The 19,001-nt window shown below is 52.3% G+C and carries 17 protein-coding genes; 12 read left to right on the top strand and 5 right to left on the bottom strand.

Annotated elements, in window-relative coordinates; genetic code table 11:
- The first annotated feature begins 174 nt into the window (after positions 1-174).
- A complete protein-coding gene (locus tag FOB24_RS05170) occupies positions 175-633 on the top strand; it encodes a YbaK/EbsC family protein (protein ID WP_038636987.1) in 459 nt (152 codons plus the stop codon).
- A 57-nt stretch (positions 634-690) separates the two neighbouring features.
- Here FOB24_RS05170 and bglJ read toward each other — a convergent pair whose 3' ends face one another.
- A complete protein-coding gene (gene bglJ / locus FOB24_RS05165; RefSeq protein WP_051594501.1) occupies positions 691-1,368 on the bottom strand; it encodes a DNA-binding transcriptional activator BglJ in 678 nt (225 codons plus the stop codon).
- Positions 1,329-2,054 (bottom strand): helix-turn-helix transcriptional regulator, encoded by a 726-nt coding sequence (locus FOB24_RS05160; protein ID WP_150344626.1) that lies wholly within the window; start codon positions 2,052-2,054, stop codon positions 1,329-1,331. The genes bglJ and FOB24_RS05160 overlap by 40 nt, the downstream gene beginning before the upstream one ends.
- 452 nt (positions 2,055-2,506) lie before the next feature.
- Between FOB24_RS05160 and FOB24_RS05155 the strand changes: the two genes are divergently transcribed.
- The 6 genes from FOB24_RS05155 to opgB all read left to right on the top strand — a co-directional run bounded on the left by FOB24_RS05155 (position 2,507) and on the right by opgB (position 8,233).
- Complete coding sequence (locus FOB24_RS05155) at positions 2,507-3,283, top strand: threonine/serine exporter family protein (RefSeq protein WP_085048363.1); 777 nt, start codon at positions 2,507-2,509, stop codon at positions 3,281-3,283.
- Positions 3,274-3,747, top strand: a complete 474-nt coding sequence (locus FOB24_RS05150) for a threonine/serine exporter (RefSeq protein ID WP_038636981.1) — start codon at positions 3,274-3,276, stop codon at positions 3,745-3,747. Before FOB24_RS05155 ends, FOB24_RS05150 begins: the two co-directional genes overlap by 10 nt.
- Before the next feature lie 121 nt (positions 3,748-3,868).
- On the top strand, positions 3,869-4,408 hold the full coding sequence (gene dnaT / locus FOB24_RS05145) for a primosomal protein DnaT (RefSeq protein ID WP_150344625.1): 540 nt from the start codon (positions 3,869-3,871) through the stop codon (positions 4,406-4,408).
- 2 nt (positions 4,409-4,410) lie between these two features.
- Positions 4,411-5,148 (top strand): DNA replication protein DnaC, encoded by a 738-nt coding sequence (gene dnaC, locus FOB24_RS05140; protein ID WP_038636979.1) that lies wholly within the window; start codon positions 4,411-4,413, stop codon positions 5,146-5,148.
- Between the two features lie 70 nt (positions 5,149-5,218).
- Entirely contained in the window at positions 5,219-5,710 is a 492-nt protein-coding gene (locus tag FOB24_RS05135) for a DUF2501 domain-containing protein (protein WP_048215003.1), read from the top strand.
- A gap of 231 nt (positions 5,711-5,941) precedes the next feature.
- Positions 5,942-8,233, top strand: a complete 2,292-nt coding sequence (gene opgB / locus FOB24_RS05130) for a phosphatidylglycerol--membrane-oligosaccharide glycerophosphotransferase (RefSeq protein ID WP_085048364.1) — start codon at positions 5,942-5,944, stop codon at positions 8,231-8,233.
- Between the two features lie 43 nt (positions 8,234-8,276).
- Here the strand turns inward: opgB and FOB24_RS05125 are convergent, their stop codons facing one another.
- On the bottom strand, positions 8,277-9,722 hold the full coding sequence (locus FOB24_RS05125) for a tagaturonate reductase (protein WP_150344624.1): 1,446 nt from the start codon (positions 9,720-9,722) through the stop codon (positions 8,277-8,279).
- A gap of 13 nt (positions 9,723-9,735) precedes the next feature.
- On the bottom strand, positions 9,736-10,758 hold the full coding sequence (locus tag FOB24_RS05120) for a zinc-binding alcohol dehydrogenase family protein (RefSeq protein ID WP_087857415.1): 1,023 nt from the start codon (positions 10,756-10,758) through the stop codon (positions 9,736-9,738).
- A gap of 137 nt (positions 10,759-10,895) precedes the next feature.
- Here FOB24_RS05120 and FOB24_RS05115 point away from each other — a divergent pair, with 137 nt between their 5' ends.
- From FOB24_RS05115 to FOB24_RS05105, 3 genes are all read left to right on the top strand, one after another.
- Entirely contained in the window at positions 10,896-11,810 is a 915-nt protein-coding gene (locus tag FOB24_RS05115; RefSeq protein WP_038636960.1) for a GntR family transcriptional regulator, read from the top strand.
- Positions 11,811-12,024: 214 nt separating this feature from the next.
- A complete protein-coding gene (locus tag FOB24_RS05110; RefSeq protein ID WP_087857417.1) occupies positions 12,025-13,386 on the top strand; it encodes an MFS transporter in 1,362 nt (453 codons plus the stop codon).
- Positions 13,387-13,438: 52 nt separating this feature from the next.
- Positions 13,439-13,954, top strand: coding sequence for a GNAT family N-acetyltransferase (locus FOB24_RS05105; RefSeq protein WP_042312563.1), 516 nt, complete (start codon positions 13,439-13,441; stop codon positions 13,952-13,954).
- Positions 13,955-13,993: 39 nt separating this feature from the next.
- Here FOB24_RS05105 and tsr read toward each other — a convergent pair whose 3' ends face one another.
- Positions 13,994-15,655, bottom strand: coding sequence for a methyl-accepting chemotaxis protein (gene tsr, locus FOB24_RS05100; protein ID WP_038636951.1), 1,662 nt, complete (start codon positions 15,653-15,655; stop codon positions 13,994-13,996).
- 190 nt (positions 15,656-15,845) lie between these two features.
- Here tsr and FOB24_RS05095 point away from each other — a divergent pair, with 190 nt between their 5' ends.
- On the top strand, positions 15,846-16,388 hold the full coding sequence (locus tag FOB24_RS05095; RefSeq protein ID WP_069324113.1) for a hypothetical protein: 543 nt from the start codon (positions 15,846-15,848) through the stop codon (positions 16,386-16,388).
- 289 nt (positions 16,389-16,677) lie between these two features.
- Positions 16,678-18,828, top strand: coding sequence for a pyruvate/proton symporter BtsT (btsT, locus tag FOB24_RS05090; protein WP_038636946.1), 2,151 nt, complete (start codon positions 16,678-16,680; stop codon positions 18,826-18,828).
- Positions 18,829-19,001 lie beyond the last annotated feature (173 nt).

Here is a 19,001-nt window from a genome sequence, read left to right as displayed (position 1 = left end):
ACATTCTGCAACCGGTTACTGTAACCGGTTTCTTTGATTGTGAAGATGATCGAAAAACTGCCAATGTTGCCATGTTGTTACAATAAAATATTTACAGCGAGCTTGCCCCTATGACAAATTACGCCATGCGGTTTTCTGCTGTATGAGCTGCCCGTAGGCGATTTGGAGAGAAGAATGAGTTTGCAATCAGTACGCCAATTTTTGGCGCAACACGCCCCAGATATTGAGATCATCGAATTAGATCAGAGCACGGCAACCGTCGAGCTGGCAGCAAAAGCTCATAACGTCGAACCTGGTCAGATCGCGAAAACACTTTCGCTAAAAGTGAAGAACGACATCATTCTGGTCGTCGCCAAAGGCGATGCCCGGCTGGATAATAAAAAGCTAAAGAGCACATTCGGCGCCAAAGCCCGTATGTTGAGTAGTGATGAGGTCGTGAATGCGACGGGTCACCCCGTTGGCGGCGTTTGTCCTTTCGGGCTGGAAACACCGATATCGGTTTATTGCGATGTCTCTCTGAAGCACTATGCTGAAGTGCTGCCTGCGGCAGGAGCCATTCACAGCGCGGTTCGCATCACGCCGGAAAGGATGGCTGAGCTAACGTCAGCCACCTGGGTTGATGTGTGCCAATGATGTTTCACGCCCCGGGTCGGTGACTGAACCCGACACAAAATACGTCTACGTTGACCGTCACGACGCCGCTTGAAGAATGGGTGTCGGTTCGCCTGCACGCAGATACAGCAGGATATCGGCAGCATCCAGTAAACCCGCATCTGAGCTCACGCCCAGCTTGGACATTACGTTAAATTTATGCGCCCGAATGGTTTTAATATTCCGTTCAAGCTGAACGGCAATCTGCGGCATCGAATAGCCATTTGACATAAAACGCAGTATTTCTCGTTCTGTGGGGCTAAGCACACGGCTTTGATTGATAAACCAATGGTTTTTCGCGCTTTCGGTTGTCCGGGTAGGGCAATTCAACGACGTAAACAAAGCTTCCTGCAGCACAGTTAACGAAGAGGCTTTGCTAACGACCCCATCCAGCGGCAATGGTGACAGAGAGCCAATTAAACGTGCCTCAGCATCGTCATCGGCAATCACCACACGCCTGATGCGAGGGAAATTTATCGCCATCTCCGTCAGATAGGCGAGTCCTGCTCTGCGATCGGTTCTGATAGCAGAAAGAGAAAAAATTACTGCCGAAAATGACATTTTTAACATCGCCTGACTAAAGGCAGGCTGGTTCGAAAAGAGATGAAGTGCGTATTGGTCATCCGGCATGGTATTAAATAAACTCTCAATACCCACGCGACTCATCGCACATTTTTCTACAAGTGCGACGTTTCTTTTAATGCTTCTGCTTTCCATTCCGTGGTCTCCCCATATACTGAAGGTAAATTCAGTTCTCGCGATCCTTGAGAACTATTTATCCATGCGTACATTTCTGCATTGCTATGTATTGATAAGCGACGCATGGCGCTGTTCTTTTGGGCGCTGATTGTTTTATTACTTTTCTTAAGTAACGATGCAATCTGGTTAATTCCCCAACCTTTTCCCAGGAGTCTCAGCACTTTCCTCTCCGAGAGAGTAAGTGCAATTGAGCGGGCGCTATTGTCAGCCAACTCTGGTATTACGGGAGGGGAAATCAGAGATTTACTTATCCTCTCAGCTCGGGTATTTCCCGCGTGAATTACATTCACTAAACTTTCAATCGGCTCAGCATCAGATAACAGCGAACTGATCGGGCACATCAGCAGTTCGATGGCGAGAGGGTAAAAAACACGAGATACAAGAAACACCCAATGAATATCACGGTATTGAGATAATAAAGAATAAAATTGTTCGCAAACTGAGCGAGGATGATTGCAGTCTGCTGATAAATCAGCAATCACCAAATCAGCGCACCGCAACTGCAACAATGTTAGTTCTTCAACAGAACGACAGTAAGTCAATTCGTAATCAGCAAACTGTTCTTGCATTACACCTTTAAGCCCAGTTTGTACGATCGGTAATTTGCTAATAATAATTGCGTTTTTGCAGCGTCCTGGCAACATATCCCCTCCACATTCACCAGTCCGTATTCGCATTTATTAGAAGATCCCTGATAAATTAAACGTATTAATTAACAGGAAAACCCTAAACAATAGACGAGGTGAATTGTTTATCCTTGGATTTCATTCAAACATTAAAATAATGGCGCTATAATCCCAATAGCGTCAAACTATTGAACCGTTATTACAAAATTACGCATAAATACATTCTATGTACAATTAAAAGAACTAAAATAGAACGTTAGAATTGCTTACGTATTTGCCATCCTGATAAATAAAACTATCTTATCATGTGATACTGTTTTTATTGATTAGCAGGTAAGGCATGTAAGCGAGTACGACCTGCGTCTTTTTTCAACACAAAGATTGATCTTGCCAGAGCCAACTGGCTCATGCTTCATGATAAAAAGAAGACATTCACTATTCAATGAGATCCTTTTCAGTCAGAGCGAACCATGCAAACAGAGCAGTCGTCACAGCGAACGGTTACACGGTTATGTATACAATGTGGGCTTTTTTTACTCCAGCATGGTGCAGAAAGCGCGCTGGTTGACGAGCTATCCACTCGCCTCGGCCTGGCGCTTGGCATGGATAGCGTAGAAAGCGCCATCTCCTCCAATGCGATTGTCCTGACTACCATTAAAGATGGACAATGCCTGACGTCGACCCGAAAAAATCATGATCGCGGCATTAACATGCACGTCGTGACGGAAGTGCAGCACATCGTTATTTTAGCGGAACACAAACTACTGGATATAAAAGGCGTTGAGAAGCGCTTCAGCCAGATTAAGCCGCTACGCTATCCAAGATGGCTGGTCGCATTGATGGTCGGTTTGTCCTGCGCCTGCTTTTGCAAACTCAATAACGGCGGATGGGACGGCGCGGTGATCACCTTTTTCGCCAGCATGGTGGCGATGTATATCCGCCAGATTCTGGCGTCACGGCATTTGCACCCGCAAATCAACTTTTGTATCACCGCCTTTGTGGCGACCACAATATCCGGCCTGTTGCTGACGCTGCCGACCTTTAATCACACCCCAACCATCGCCATGGCTGCCAGCGTGCTGCTGCTGGTTCCGGGTTTTCCGTTGATCAACTCTGTCGCGGATATGTTTAAGGGGCACATTAATACCGGGCTGGCTCGCTGGGCCATTGCCAGTCTCCTGACGTTGGCAACCTGCATTGGGGTGGTTATGTCGATGACCTTATGGGGGCTGCGCGGATGGGCGTGATCGATTTCATTCTGGCGCTGATACAGGACATGATCCTGTCGGCGATCCCGGCTCTGGGCTTTGCCATGGTGTTTAACGTCCCGCACCGCGCGCTTCCCTGGTGTGCGTTACTCGGCGCGCTGGGCCACGGTTCACGAATGGTGATGATGAGCGCAGGGTTTAATATTGAATGGTCAACCTTCATGGCGTCGCTGCTGATTGGCTGCATTGGGATCCAGTGGTCGCGCTGGTATCTGGCGCATCCTAAGGTCTTCACCGTTGCGGCTGTGATCCCGATGTTTCCTGGGATCTCCGCCTACACCGCCATGATCTCCGCGGTAAAAATTGGCCATTTCGGCTATAGCGAAGCGCTGATGATCACCCTATTGACCAATTTCCTGAAAGCTTCATCGATTGTCGGCGCGCTCTCTATCGGCTTATCCGTACCAGGCTTATGGCTGTATCGCAAACGCCCACGCGTCTAGCGCGGTAATTTCTTAGCACCTCGCAGAGGGGGAATCTCCCCCTCATCTGCTGCTCTCCTGGTTCTCTGTGTTACTATAAAAGCAGTCCCTTCTCGGTTGTTGTTCAGTTTTGAGAAACATTATGCCCTGCAAAATTTTGACGCCGGACGTCATCAGCATTGACGCCTTACTACACGATCACCACGCGGTACTGGCAAAGTCTGCGGGTGGTGCCGTAGCGGTATTCGCCAACAATGCGCCAGCGTTTTACGCGCTGACGCCTGCGCGACTGGCTCAGTTGTTGGCGCTTGAAGAGAAGCTGTCACGTCCAGGAAGCGATGTGACGTTGGATGCGCAATTTTATGAAGAGCCGCAAGCTGCGCCCGTGGCCGTGCCAATGGGGAAATTTGCGATGTACGCTGACTGGCAACCCGATGCCGACTTTCAGCGCCAGGCCGCTCTGTGGGGCGTGGCGTTAAGAGAACCGGTCACCGCCGAGGAACTGGCCTCATTCGTCGCCTACTGGCAGGCCGAAGGCAAAGTCTTTCACCATATTCAGTGGCAGCAAAAACTGGCGCGTAGCGTCCAGATTGGCCGGGCCAGCAATGGCGGAATGCCAAAGCGCGATGTGAACAGTGTCAGCGAACCTGACAGCCATATTCCACCAGGTTTTAGAGGATAACGATGAAAAACGTTGGCGATCTGATGAAACGTCTGCAAAAAATGATGCCGCCCAATGTCGAGCCTGCCTTTAAAACGGGCGAAGAGCTACTGGCATGGCAAAAAGAGCAAGGTGAAATTCGTGCCGCAGCGCTGGCCCGCGAAAACCGGGCCATGAAAATGCAGCGCACATTCAACCGCTCCGGTATCCGTCCGCTGCACCAAAACTGTTCATTCGATAACTATCGGGTGGAATGCGAAGGTCAGATGAACGCCCTGAGCAAAGCCCGCCAGTACGTTGATGAGTTTGACGGCAACATCGCCAGCTTTATTTTCTCGGGCAAACCCGGCACCGGCAAAAACCATCTGGCGGCAGCTATCTGCAACGAACTGCTGCTCCGCGGTAAGTCGGTACTGATCATTACCGTGGCTGATATCATGTCGGCGATGAAAGAAACCTTCAGTAACCGTGAAACCAGCGAAGAACAGTTGCTCAACGATCTTAGCAATGTAGATCTGCTGGTGATCGATGAGATCGGCATGCAGACCGAATCCCGCTATGAAAAAGTGATCATCAATCAGATCGTCGATCGCCGATCGTCCTCAAAACGCCCGACCGGTATGTTAACCAACAGCAATATGGATGAAATGAACAAACTGCTGGGTGAGCGCGTGATGGATCGCATGCGTCTCGGTAACAGCCTGTGGGTGATTTTTAACTGGGACAGCTACCGTAGCCGGGTAACAGGAAAAGAGTATTAACGTATTAGGACCACTCCTAAAGCTGCCAGCGCTATACTGCGCTGAAAAGGCATAACACGAGTTGCATATAATGATGAAAACAACCAAACGTCTGCTGTGCTGTGCGCTTGCCGCCAGTACGCTCATCTCCACCAGCGTTTTTGCCGCCTCCTGGCAGGACTCGCTCTCCAGCGCGGCCAGTGAACTGAGCAAACAAAGCTCCGGCTCGCAGGGCAGCTCGTCGCTCTCCTCCCTGACCAGTCTGCTGAATGGCAGCAATCAGTCACTGACCTCAAGCAGCATGAATAACGCCGCCGGGATCCTGGAATATTGCGCCAAACAGAAACTGGCCTCGGTCACCGACGCGCAAAACGTCAAAAACCAGGTGCTGGATAAACTCGGCCTCAGTGCCCCAGAGCAGAAACAAGACACCAACTACATGGACGGCATTCAGGGCCTGCTCAACGCCAAAGATGGCCAACAGCTGGACCTGAACACGATTGGTAATAGCTCGCTGGCGAAGCAGGTAAAAACCAAGGCCTGCGATCTGGTGTTAAAACAGGGTATGAACTTCATTTCCTGAGGCATTAAATGCCGCGTATCCCCTGCGCGGCATCCCCCTATTCCTGCCGATACAGACCGCCATCACGAAAGCCGTAATTACCCGCAAAAAAACGCGCATATCTAAACCAATTCTGAATAACAACGTAATTTAATGTCACTACAATTGCAGCAATATAACAACGCTATTACATTGTTCTCTCACTAAATGATTAGCCTGCCAGGCATGTGCCCGGTTTACTGAGGATCGACCGTGTCAGAATTAATCTCCATCACTCTGTTTCTCGCTTCAGTGCTGATTTATGCCTGGAAAGCGGGTCGCAATACCTGGTGGTTTGCCGCCACGTTAACGGTGCTGGGGATTTTTATTGTCTTAAATATCACACTGTATGCCAGTGACTATTTTACCGGCGACGGAATCAACGACGCGGTGCTTTATACTCTGACCAACAGCCTGACCGGCGCAGGTATCGGGAAATATATTCTGCCTGGCGTCGGCATTGCGCTGGCGCTGACGACCGTCTTCGTCGCCCTCGGCTGGATCCTTCGCCGCCGTCGCCATCACCCGCATCACGTGGGTTACAGCCTACTGGCCCTGCTGCTGGCGCTGGCCTCCGTTGACGCCAGCCCGGCGTTTCACCAGATAACTGAACTGGTGAAATCTCAGTCGCGCGATGGCGATCCGGATTTCCTGACCTATTATAAAGAGCCGTCGAAAACCATCCCTCATCCGAAGCTGAACCTGGTTTATATCTACGGCGAAAGTCTCGAACGCACCTACTTTAATAACGAGGCGTTCCCGGATCTGACCCCGGAGCTCGGCGCGTTGAAAAACGAAGGCATGGATTTCAGCAACACCATGCAGCTACCAGGGACGGATTACACCATCGCTGGCATGGTCGCTTCGCAATGTGGCATCCCGTTATTTGCGCCATTTGAAGGCAACGCCTCGGCATCGGTTTCCAGCTTTTTCCCCAACAATATCTGTCTCGGCGATATCCTGAAAAACTCCGGCTACCAAAACTACTTTGTGCAGGGGGCCAACCTGCGCTTTGCCGGGAAGGATGTGTTCCTGAAATCTCACGGGTTTGATCATCTGTACGGCGCAGAAGAGTTAAAAAGCGTGGTGGCGGATCCCGCATATCGTAACGACTGGGGCTTTTACGATGACACCGTGCTGGACGAAGCATGGAAAAAATTTGAAGAACTATCGCGTTCAGGACAACGTTTTTCACTGTTTACCCTGACCGTGGATACCCATCATCCGGATGGTTTTATCTCTCGTAGCTGTAACCGTAAACGTTATGACATCGACGGTAAGGCCAATCAATCTTTCAGCGCGGTGAGCTGCAGTCAGGAAAACATCGCTGAATTTATTAATAAAATCAAAGCATCCCCGTGGTTTAAAGATACCGTGATCGTGGTTTCGTCCGATCATCTGGCAATGAACAACACCGCCTGGAAGTATCTGAACAAGCAGGACCGCAACAACCTGTTCTTCGTGCTACGCGGCGACCAGCCGCAACAGGATACGCTGGCGGTGAAACGTAACACGATGGATAACGGCGCAACGGTGCTGGATATTCTGGGCGGCGATAACTTTATCGGCCTTGGCCGCAGCAGTTTGTCGGGCGAATCCGTGTCGGAAGTATTCCTCAACATCAAAGAAAAAATGCTGGCGTGGAAGCCCGATATCATCCGCCTGTGGAATTTCCCGAAAGAGATGAAAGAGTTCACCATTGACCAGGACAAGAACATGATCGCGTTCTCCGGTAGCCATTTCCGCCTGCCACTGCTGCTGCGCGTATCGGATAAACGCGTCGAACCACTACCAGAAAGCGAATACTCGGCGCCGTTGCGCTTCCAGTTGGCGGATTTCGCGCCGCGCGATAACTTTGTCTGGGTCGATCGCTGCTACAAAATGGCGCAGCTGTGGGCGCCGGAGTTGGCGCTTTCCACCGACTGGTGCGTCTCTCAGGGGCAACTGGGCGGGCAACAAATTGTGCAGCACGTTGACAAAGCCAAATGGAAAAGCAAAACCGTCTTTAAAGACACGGTGATCGACATGGAGCGCTACAAAGGAAACGTCGATACGCTGAAAATTGTCGATAACGATATTCGCTACAAAGCCGACAGCTTCGTCTTTAACGTGGCGGGCGCGCCGGAAGAGGTGAAACAATTTAGTGGTATTTCACGCCCCGAATCCTGGGGACGCTGGTCCAATGCGCAGCTCAGTGAAGAGGTAAAAATCGAATACAAAGCGCCATTGCCGAAAAAATTCGATCTGGTCATCACCGCCAAAGCCTATGGCGATAACGCCAATCGCCCGATACCCGTGCGCGTTGGCAATGAAGAACAGACGCTGGTGTTAAGCCATGATATCAGCACCACTACCTTACATTTTGAAAACCCGGCAGATGCCAATACGCTGGTGATTATCCCACCCGATCCGGTTGCCACCAACGAGGGCAATATTCTCGGCCACTCGCCGCGGAAGCTGGGGATCGGAATGGTTGAAATCAAAGTGGTGGCAGCTCAGGGTTAAAAAAAACAGCGCCCAACACCACTCCGGGCGCTGCATGGCAACCTTATTCCAGACTGTTCACCGCCTGACGCATACCTTGTACCAGAATCATTTCCAGATTGGCTGTCACCTGCTCAGCAAGACCTGGCAATAACGTTAAATCTTCACCCCAGTGCGCGGCCTCGCCGAGCACTGCATTCACCAGTTCCCGCAGCGTTAAATCATTGCCAACTTGCGGCCACAGGCTGGCATACAGATTTATCCACTGCTCGTCATCCTGCAATGGATAGCCTTCCCCGGCCCGTTCACCGCGATAAAACGCCAACAGCGCGGCCAGAGCGAAGGTTAAGCGCACAGGCCAACATCCATTTTGCTGGCCCGCCAGCAGTTGCGGCAATATACGGGTGCGGAATTTGGTCATGCCGTTAAGCGCGATGGAAAGTAACTGATGGCGAATGTAGGGGTTCTGAAAACGCCCGCTCACCGCACCGGCAAATTCTCGCAGTTCATCGGCGTCGAGATCCAATACCGGTATAATTTCCTCGCTAACCGCCCGCTCGACAAAACGGCGGACATCGGCATCCTGCATCGCTTCGCCAACGGTATCCAGCCCGCACAGCCAGGCAACCGGCACCAGCGCCGTATGCGCGCCGTTCAGAATCGCGACCTTACGTTCCTTGTACGGCTTAATATCGTTTACTACTCGGATATTCAGAGGGCATTGCGCCAGCTTTAACTCTTCAGCCAGCCATGCAGGTCCCTGAATCACGAACAGATAAAAGTGTTCCGCGGTATCGAGAAATGCATCGTGATAGCCAAGCGTAGCTTCCAGCGCGGCGGCTTCTTCGCGCGGGTAGCCGGTAACAATGCGGTCAACCAGCGTGGAACAGAAGGTATTCGCCGTTTCCACCCAATCGGCAAACGCCGCAGGAAGCTGCCAGTCCTGCGCATACTGCAGCACCAGCGTTTTAAGCGCATCGCCGTTATAGTCGATCAGTTCGCAAGGAATAATCACCCAGCCCTTATCCACCGCCCCCGCAAAATGGTTAAAGCGCTCCAGCAGCAGTCGCGTCAGTTTGGCCGGAAAACTCACCGGCGGGGCATCATCCACACGGTCCGCCGCGTGATAGCTAATCCCGGCTTCAGTGGTGTTCGAAAACACAAAGCGGATGTCCGCATTGTGCGCCAGCGTCAGATACGCCGCGAAATCCTTGTACGGGTTGATTTCGTTATTTACCGAACGAATCAGCCGCGCCTCGCTTACCGCCTCGCCCTGCTCGTTCAACCCACGAATAAGCGTGGTATATAACCCATCCTGAGCATTCAGCGACGGCGGAAAATCGGTATTAATCGGGCGAACGATGGTCACGCCAGCATTGAGATCCGTTTTCTCATTAAGGATATCCAGTTGCCAGTCGACAAACGCCCGCAGAAAATTACCTTCACCAAACTGGATCACGCGCGTAGGGTAGCTGACACCCGGAAAATCACGTCGATTCAATGTTTTCATCACACTTATCCTCTCAGAACGTGATCACGCCTTTAATCAGTTCCCGGTTGTTAATCACGTCCCGCTCGTAGATCTCTGCAAGTTGGGCAAACGCGTAACGGTGCGTGAGCATCATGTCGGCGGTCAGTTTGCCTGCCGACATCAGGCGGCCAACCTTGGCAAAATCTTCCGGGGTCGCGTTGCGACTGCCCATCATGGTGGTCTCTTTCTTGTGGAACTCAGGATCGGAGAACTGTAAATCGCCTTTAAACAGCCCAACGAAAACGATGCTGCCCCCATGGCGAATCAAATTCACCGTGTTGTTCATCGCATGCTGATTCCCCGTGGCATCAATGACCTTTTGCGCCAGCGAGCCGCCAAACTGAGCGCGCAATTGCGCATCAAAATCTTCAGCAGACGGATCGATAACCGGAAGATCCAGTCGGGAAACCACATGCTCCCGGCGCGCGGCGCTGGTATCCGCCACCACCACTTGCGCGCCATCGGCTTTGGCAATCGCCGCCGCGCCCAGACCAATCGGACCGGCACCGACCACCAGCACCTGCTCACCCGGCGCTACCGCCGCCCGACGTACCGCATGTGCGCTGATGGCATAAGGCTCAATCAACGCCGCCGCCTGCGGGTCAATGCCCTGCGCATCCAGCAGGTTGGTCACCGGCACGGACAAGTATTCGCTGAAGCCGCCATCCTGGTGCACGCCAATCACTGAAATATTCTCGCAGCAGTTGGTGCGCCCGCTCTGGCATGCCGGACACTGCTGACAGGCCACGTAAGGAATAACCGCCACCTGCTGGCCATTTTTCAGATTTTGTATATTTTTACCCAGCCCGACAATTTCCCCACATATTTCATGGCCTAATACACGTGGATAGCTGAAAAAAGGTTGATTGCCGCCCCAGGCATGAATATCGGTGCCACAAATCCCCACCGACTTAATTTTTATTAATGCCTCACCTTCACCCGGAACAGGTATTTCACGCTCTTTCCAGACTAATTTTTTAGGTTCCTGGCAAATCAACGTATTCATCGTAGACATGATTCTGCTCTCCTGTTTTTTTGTTGCCTCAGATATCGACGAAAATAAAAAAACCGGAGAAAGCGGAAACGTAATCTGTGAATCTCAGCGCATAAAAATGTTTTAAATCGGGTTTTAATAGCGAAAAAGGAGACACCATGAGCCGTTCACAGAACTTACGCCACAATGTGATTAACCAAATAATCGATGATATGGCGCGTGGTCATATCCCTTCCCCACTTCCGTCGCAAAGCGCGCTGGCCGAGATGTACAACATCAGTCGCACCACCGTGCGCCATATGCTGAGCCATTTAAGCGAATGCGGCGTACTGACACAGGTCGGCAGCCACTATGTCATCGTGCGTAAACCTGACCATGACGACGGTTTTGCCTGCACCACCGCCTCCATGACCGAGCAAAACCGGATCTTCGAGCAGGCTTTTTTCACCATGATCAACCAGCGCCAGTTGCGCGCAGGCGAGAGTTTCTCCGAACTGCAGCTTGCCAGAGCCGCAGGTGTCAGTCCGGTAGTTGTGCGGGAATATCTTTTAAAATTCGAACGTTACAACCTGATTAAAAACGAAAAACGCGGTCAGTGGAGCATGAAGCAGTTCGATCAGGCCTATGCGGAACAGCTGTTTGAACTCAGAGAAATGCTTGAGACCCATTCTTTGCAGCATTTCCTCAATCTGCCCGATGATGACCCGCGCTGGCTGCAGGCCAAAACGCTGTTGGAGCGCCATCGCATCCTGCGCGACAGCATCGGCAGCAGCTTTCGTATGTTCTCGCAGTTAGACCGTGAGTTTCATGCTTTACTGCTCTCTGCTGCCGACAATATATTTTTTAATCAATCACTTGAAATCATCTCCGTGATTTTCCACTTCCACTATCAGTGGGATGAAAGCGATCTTAAACAGCGCAATATCATTGCCATCGATGAGCATATGACCATCCTCAGCGCGCTGATCTGCCGCAGCGACCTGGATGCCACCCTGGCGCTATGTAACCATTTGAATACAGCCAAACAATCGATGATCCGCTCCATTAATCAAAGTAGCGCTGCTGCGCATTAAGTACCGATAAAAAACAGCAAACCATTACCGGGAGCACGATTTTATAAAAATATAAACCCCTGAAAAATACCTCTTGCCTATGCTCACGCTAAGTCGACTGCATTAAAAACTTTTGTGAGCGGTGATGAGTAAATTGATTCATCACTGGTATTTTTTCAATACTGCACAGCCCACTGCTGTGTGAAAATAAATTATTGAGGTTCAGGAGTCCGGCGTGGAAAAAAATAATATTACCCTCGACCCGAGTTCTTCGTTTGACACGTCGTCATCAGCGGATATTAATGTTCCGCCTGAGGGCATGGTACAACGCAGTAGCCGAATTAAACGTATTCAGACCACAGCAATGATTTTATTATTTTTTGCTGCGGTGATTAATTACCTCGACCGTAGTTCATTATCAGTCGCCAACTTAACAATTCGGGAAGAACTGGGGCTGAGCGCCACGCAAATCGGTGTCCTGCTGTCGGTCTTCTCTCTCGCTTACGGTATTGCACAACTGCCCTGCGGCCCGCTGCTGGATCGCAAGGGTCCGCGCATTATGTTAGGACTCGGGATGTTCTTCTGGTCGCTGTTTCAGGCGCTGTCCGGGATGGTACACAGCTTCACTCAGTTTGTGCTGGTGCGTATTGGCATGGGGATCGGCGAAGCGCCCATGAACCCGTGCGGCGTAAAAGTCATCAACGACTGGTTTAACATCAAAGAGCGCGGCCGCCCCATGGGTTTATTTAACGCCGCCTCCACCATCGGCGTCGCCATTAGTCCACCGATTCTGGCTGCAATGATGCTGGTTATGGGCTGGCGCTGGATGTTTATTACCATCGGCGTGCTGGGCATTTTCCTCGCCATCGGCTGGTACATGTTGTATCGCAACCGCGAGCAGATTGATCTGAGCGCCACAGAACAGGCTTACCTGAACGCCGGCAGCGTCAATGCCCGCCGCGATCCGCTGAGCTTTGCCGAATGGCGCAGCCTGTTCCGCAACCGTACCATGTGGGGCATGATGCTGGGCTTTAGCGGCATCAACTACACCGCATGGTTATACCTGGCCTGGCTGCCGGGCTACCTGCAGACCTCCTACAACCTGGATTTAAAAAGCACCGGCTTAATGGCGGCCATTCCGTTCCTGTTTGGCGCAGCTGGCATGCTGATTAACGGTTTTGTCACCGACTGGCTGGTGAAAGGCGGTATGGCACCGATTAAGAGCCGGAAGATTTGTATTATCGCCGGGATGTTCTGCTCTGCAGCCTTCACCTTCGTGGTACCGCAGGCGACAACGTCAATGGCCGCGGTGTTACTGATCGGTATGGCGCTGTTCTGTATCCACTTCGCCGGAACCTCCTGCTGGGGCTTGATCCACGTCGCCGTCGCTTCACGTATGACCGCCTCCGTAGGCAGTATCCAGAACTTTGCCAGTTTTATCTGCGCGTCCTTCGCGCCGATCGTTACCGGCTTTATTGTGGATACCACTAACTCTTTCCGCCTGGCGCTGATTATCTGCGGTTGCGTCACCATGGTGGGCGCCCTCGCCTACATCATCCTGGTACGCCAGCCCATTAGCGATCCGCGTAAAGATTAATCCTCCAGATGCCCGATAACACCGCGCTTATCGGGCATGTTATGCTCCACGTATGAACATTATCTTGCGCGCCACGACTCTGGCAGAAACTGCCGCTCTTCCCGCCATCGAACGATCTGCGGGGCAACGTTTTTTACTCATCCCCGACCTGGCGTGGATTGCTGACGACCAGATTATATCGGCTGCTCAGCATCGGGCATTTGCCGCCGCCGGCATGAGCTGGCTGGCGCAGGTCGATGAGCGTCCGGTCGGTTTTTTGGTAGCCGAAACGCTGGGGTCATCGCTGTTTATTGCTGAACTGTCGCTGCATCTGGAGTGGCAGGGAAAAGGAATTGGCCGCAGGTTGATTGGCTATGTTGCCGAACAGGCTCGCGAGAAAGGTTATACGTCATTGACGCTGACCACTTTCCGCGATGTGCCGTGGAATGCGCCATTGTATGCGCGACTGGGTTTTGAAATGCTGGCTGACGAGACGCTTTCGCCGGAATTGCGCGAAAAAAGAGCTGAAGAGGTGGCGCACGGGCAGACGTACGAACGACGCTGCGCCATGCGCCTGATGCTGCGCTGATTGCCCGATGGCGGCTACGCCTTATCGGGCATCACAGGCTTAGAACGTTTCCCAGTTATCCCCGGCATCAGTTACCGCTGCTTTACGCGGCTGGACCGTTGAAACCGGTTTAGCGGCGGCAACGTCGCGCGCGCGCTGCTGGTCATGCTGAATACGGAACACGGCTACGGCCTGGGTCAGACGGCTGGCCTGCTCTTCCAGCGCCGCAGCGGCAGCGGCGGATTCTTCCACCAGCGAGGCGTTCTGCTGCGTCACGCGATCCATCTCTGCAACGGCCAGACCCACCTGGTCGATACCGCGGCTCTGCTCATCAGAGGCGGAGGCAATTTCACCCATGATATCGGTCACGCGGGTTACCGCATTGACGATCTCATCCATGGTTTCACCGGCGCTTTCCACCAGCGTTGACCCCACATCCACACGGCTGACCGAGTCTTCAATCAGGCTCTTGATCTCGCGCGCGGCCTGCGCACTACGCTGTGCCAGGTTACGCACTTCACCCGCAACCACCGCAAAACCACGCCCCTGCTCGCCCGCACGTGCGGCTTCTACCGCGGCGTTGAGCGCCAGAATATTGGTCTGGAAGGCAATGCCATCAATAACGCTGATAATATCGGCGATTTTCTGCGAACTGGAAGCGATATCGCGCATAGTTTGCACCACGTTATCGACCACTTTACCGCCTTTCTGCGCGGTTTCCGAAGCGCTCAGCGCCAGATGGCTGGCCTGACGCGCGTTTTCGGCGTTCTGCTTCACGGTCGCCGTCAGCTGTTCCATGCTGGCCGCCGTTTCTTCCAGAGAAGCTGCCTGCTGCTCGGTACGTGAGGAGAGATCGTTGTTGCCCATCGCAATCTCGCTGGCGCCGCTGTAAATCGCGTTAGCGCCGTTACGCACGTCACCCACGGTGTTCATCAGTTCACCCTGCATGTGGCGCAGGCTTTCCGCCAGTTGTCCAATCTCGTTGGAACCTTCCACCTCAATACGCTTCACCAAATCGCCGCTGGCGATATGACGAATGCTTTCAATCAGGCGGTTCATCGGAGAGATCAGCGTCAGTTTGATACCAAACCACACCGCAACGATAGCGGCCAGCACGGTAATCAGTACACACACCAGCACCCACATCGCCTGGCTATAGGAAGCGTTATTGTCCTCAACCGCGATGTCATACAGGCGATCGTTCTGCTGCATGTAACTCATGTACTGCTTCTCAAAACCGTCCTGATAGCTCTGAGTCGGTTGATCAAAAAACGCGTTGATCTTGCCTTCACCCAGTAACTGGATCAGCTCCGCCAGCGCGCCGTGATAGATGTCATAGGTGCGGTTGATCTCCTGGAACGCGGCTTCGCTTTGACGCGGATCGCGCGGAAGCGACTCGTAAATCGCCCAGTTTTTTTCGGTCAGCTTCAGGGCATTGCTCGCCACCTGCATCAGTTCTGCAACGGTCGCGCCGCTGCCGATGTTGCTCTGATCCATCATGTAGCGAATTCCCGCCCGGTTCAGGGTATTACGCGTTTGCAGTAGCTCAACCCAGGTAGCGTTCAGCGCAGACTGCTGCTGGCGAATGGTTTGCAGAACGGTAAAGTTCTCTTTGTCATTCTTCAGTGAGTTAAAAAACAAGCCGCCTGAGGCGAGCTGTAAAAGGCCAAATAGCGCCAATACCAGCAGTAAGCTGGTAACAATCTTCATTCGTTTTAACATGTTTTCTCTTTCCGCTAGACAGATACTCTGGTTTTCGGCCTGGAAAGAGAAAACTTTATGGTGCCAGCAATTGCCACATAATTATCGTTTCCGCATTAAATTTCGTTCCCTATGACAAATTACGCAAAAAATTACTCGTTCCATTGCGTCTTAGGTGTAGGATTCCCGTTTTTAAGGAAAGGATGCTTGTATGTTGAATCGCGATTTTGATCACCTATCCACCCTCGCGCACCACTTTTTTGAACGTGAAGATATTCGCCAAAAACTTAATATCATCGATCAGTACAACATCTCCGGTTGGGAAGTCTGGATGCAAATAGAATTTGCCAATCTTTTGGCTTCGACGGGTCATGAATGGTGGCGTGAACAAACTCTCGCCTGCGATCTGCGGAAAAATCCACAGCGTTTGTCTGTACGTGCAGATTTCTTGTTGCGGAAAAAAGGCTGGACTCAAGACAGCTACATTGCACTTGAACTCAAGCAGAACCAGGATCCGACAAGTTGCGTCAGAAATATGATTGCTGATTTGGTTAAAAGCGCCAAAATCAAACGTTCAGAATTAGAGCTGCGTAGCTTCTGGACGCTCGGGGTAACACCCCGCATAGACAAAGAGCGCCTCGATGAACTTATTGACCACTATCTGGATGAAAAATATTACCTGACTAAATCACGTAAGAAACATGTGTTGTTAAGAGACATCGAACAAACGCCTTACTGTTATATCGTCATCTAAGTATCTCAGTCAGATACTGTGTCAGTGGGGAAACACGGCATTTAGGCAAGCGAACACTATAGTGCCGTGATCTCAATCACATAAACTCCCCCATTCACCCTCATTGCTAACCGCTCACTGGCATTTGAGACCGCTTAAGCTGACATACAACCGCTCACTTATTTACCTTACTTTACGCGCGTAATTCTCTGGCAAGATCCCTCCAACATAGCAGTCAATTTACCTCCTCAAACACAAGATCAAACCCACGCGGCTTCGGCCAATTATTAATTAGATACCAGGTTTTACTATGGATACGAAAAAGATATTCAAGCACATACCCTGGGTGATTCTCGGAATCATCGGTGCATTCTGCCTCTCGGTAGTGGCATTACGTCGGGGTGAGCACATTAGTGCCCTGTGGATCGTGGTGGCCTCAGTTTCTGTTTATCTGGTGGCCTATCGTTACTACAGTCTGTACATCGCCCAGAAAGTGATGAAACTTGACCCGACGCGCGCTACGCCAGCGGTCATCAACAATGATGGTCTGAACTACGTTCCTACTAACCGTAACGTATTGTTTGGGCACCACTTTGCCGCTATCGCCGGTGCAGGTCCGCTGGTCGGACCGGTACTGGCCGCGCAGATGGGCTACCTGCCCGGTACGCTATGGCTGCTGGCAGGCGTGGTGCTGGCCGGTGCGGTACAGGACTTCATGGTGCTGTTTATCTCTTCCCGCCGTAACGGCGCATCTCTGGGCGAGATGATCAAAGAAGAGATGGGCCCGATCCCGGGAACCATTGCTCTGTTCGGCTGCTTCTTAATCATGATCATCATCCTGGCGGTACTGGCGCTGATCGTGGTGAAAGCGCTGGCGGAAAGCCCGTGGGGTGTCTTCACCGTCTGCTCAACCGTACCGATTGCGCTGTTTATGGGGATCTACATGCGATTCCTGCGCCCAGGCCGTGTGGGCGAAGTGTCGGTAATTGGTATTGTGCTGCTGGTAGCTTCAATCTACTTCGGCGGCGTGATTGCGCACGATCCGTTCTGGGGCCCGGCGCTGACCTTTAAAGACACCACCATCACCTTTACCCTGATCGGTTACGCGTTTATCTCTGCGCTGCTGCCGGTATGGCTGATCCTCGCCCCGCGCGACTATCTGGCGACCTTCCTGAAAATCGGCGTTATCGTCGGCCTGGCGGTGGGGATTGTTATCCTCAACCCGGAACTGAAAATGCCGGCGATGACGCAGTACGTTGATGGTACTGGCCCGCTGTGGAAAGGCGCACTGTTCCCGTTCCTGTTCATCACCATCGCCTGTGGTGCGGTATCTGGATTCCACGCGCTGATTGCTTCCGGTACCACGCCGAAGCTGCTGGCTTGTGAAACCGACGCGCGTTTCATTGGCTATGGCGCAATGCTGATGGAATCCTTCGTGGCGATTATGGCGCTGGTTGCCGCCTCCATCATCGAACCGGGTCTGTACTTCGCGATGAACACCCCGCCTGCGGGCCTTGGCATCACCATGCCGAACCTGCATGAAATGAGCGGAGAGAACGCGCCGCTGATTATGGCGCAGTTGAAAGATGTCACCGCACATGCGGCGGCGACCGTCAGTTCCTGGGGCTTCGTGATTTCGCCTGAGCAGATCCTGCAGACCGCGAAAGACATCGGTGAACCGTCCGTTCTGAACCGCGCAGGTGGCGCGCCGACGCTGGCTGTGGGTATCGCTCACGTGTTCCACAAAGTGCTGCCGATGGCTGATATGGGCTTCTGGTACCACTTTGGTATTCTGTTTGAAGCACTGTTCATCCTGACCGCACTGGATGCCGGTACCCGTTCTGGCCGCTTTATGCTGCAGGATTTACTGGGTAACTTCGTCCCGTTCCTGAAGAAAACCGACTCTCTGGTGGCGGGTGTCATCGGTACTGCAGGCTGCGTAGGCCTGTGGGGTTACCTGCTGTATCAAGGCGTTGTTGACCCGCTGGGCGGCGTTAAGAGCCTGTGGCCGCTGTTCGGTATCTCTAACCAGATGCTGGCTGCCGTGGCGCTGGTTCTCGGCACCGTGGTGCTGGTTAAAATGCAGCGCACCAAATACATCTGGGTTACCGTGGTTCCGGCAGTATGGCTGCTGATCTGCACCACCTGGGCGCTGGGTCTGAAACTGTTCAGCACCAACCCGCAGATGGAAGGCTTCTTCTTTATGGCGAATCAGTACAAAGAGAAGATTGCTAACGGCGGCGAACTGACCGCTCAGCAGATTGCCAATATGAACCATATCGTCGTCAACAACTACACCAACGCAGGTCTGAGTATTCTGTTCCTGGTGGTGGTGTACAGCATCATTTTCTACGGGTTCCGTACCTGGCAGAAAGCCCGCGCCATCAACGGTCGCTCCGATAAAGAGACGCCGTATGTACCGGTGCCGGAAGGCGGCGTGAAGACCTCGTCACACCACTAAACTGAAGCCGGGTGGCGCACTGCGCTCCCGGCCGGGATCACTTAGTGCCGCAGGCGTAATTGGCGCAGTCAGTTTGACTGCGGACAGCGCGCAGCAACCGGAGCGTACACGCAGTACGTGAGGATTGCGAGCACTGCCCGCGGTCAAAGTGGCAAGTGAAATAGCCTGCATCT

Origin of the sequence: Citrobacter werkmanii, from assembly GCF_008693645.1 — a bacterium.
Lineage (GTDB): Bacteria > Pseudomonadota > Gammaproteobacteria > Enterobacterales > Enterobacteriaceae > Citrobacter > Citrobacter werkmanii.
This window is presented reverse-complemented; position numbering and strand designations above follow the sequence as displayed.

Bases quoted from the DNA above. Each gene is read 5' to 3' on its own strand.
- dnaC (WP_038636979.1), top strand. From the start codon at position 4,411: ATGAAAAACGTTGGCGATCTGATGAAACGTCTGCAAAAAATGATGCCG.
- tsr (WP_038636951.1), bottom strand. From the start codon at position 15,655: ATGTTAAAACGAATGAAGATTGTTACCAGCTTACTGCTGGTATTGGCG.
- FOB24_RS05095 (WP_069324113.1), top strand. From the start codon at position 15,846: ATGTTGAATCGCGATTTTGATCACCTATCCACCCTCGCGCACCACTTT.
- FOB24_RS05155 (WP_085048363.1), top strand. From the start codon at position 2,507: ATGCAAACAGAGCAGTCGTCACAGCGAACGGTTACACGGTTATGTATA.
- FOB24_RS05105 (WP_042312563.1), top strand. From the start codon at position 13,439: ATGAACATTATCTTGCGCGCCACGACTCTGGCAGAAACTGCCGCTCTT.
- dnaT (WP_150344625.1), top strand. From the start codon at position 3,869: ATGCCCTGCAAAATTTTGACGCCGGACGTCATCAGCATTGACGCCTTA.
- FOB24_RS05120 (WP_087857415.1), bottom strand. From the start codon at position 10,758: ATGTCTACGATGAATACGTTGATTTGCCAGGAACCTAAAAAATTAGTC.
- bglJ (WP_051594501.1), bottom strand. From the start codon at position 1,368: ATGGAAAGCAGAAGCATTAAAAGAAACGTCGCACTTGTAGAAAAATGT.
- FOB24_RS05150 (WP_038636981.1), top strand. From the start codon at position 3,274: ATGGGCGTGATCGATTTCATTCTGGCGCTGATACAGGACATGATCCTG.
- btsT (WP_038636946.1), top strand. From the start codon at position 16,678: ATGGATACGAAAAAGATATTCAAGCACATACCCTGGGTGATTCTCGGA.
- FOB24_RS05135 (WP_048215003.1), top strand. From the start codon at position 5,219: ATGATGAAAACAACCAAACGTCTGCTGTGCTGTGCGCTTGCCGCCAGT.
- FOB24_RS05170 (WP_038636987.1), top strand. From the start codon at position 175: ATGAGTTTGCAATCAGTACGCCAATTTTTGGCGCAACACGCCCCAGAT.
- FOB24_RS05160 (WP_150344626.1), bottom strand. From the start codon at position 2,054: ATGTTGCCAGGACGCTGCAAAAACGCAATTATTATTAGCAAATTACCG.
- FOB24_RS05125 (WP_150344624.1), bottom strand. From the start codon at position 9,722: ATGAAAACATTGAATCGACGTGATTTTCCGGGTGTCAGCTACCCTACG.
- FOB24_RS05115 (WP_038636960.1), top strand. From the start codon at position 10,896: ATGAGCCGTTCACAGAACTTACGCCACAATGTGATTAACCAAATAATC.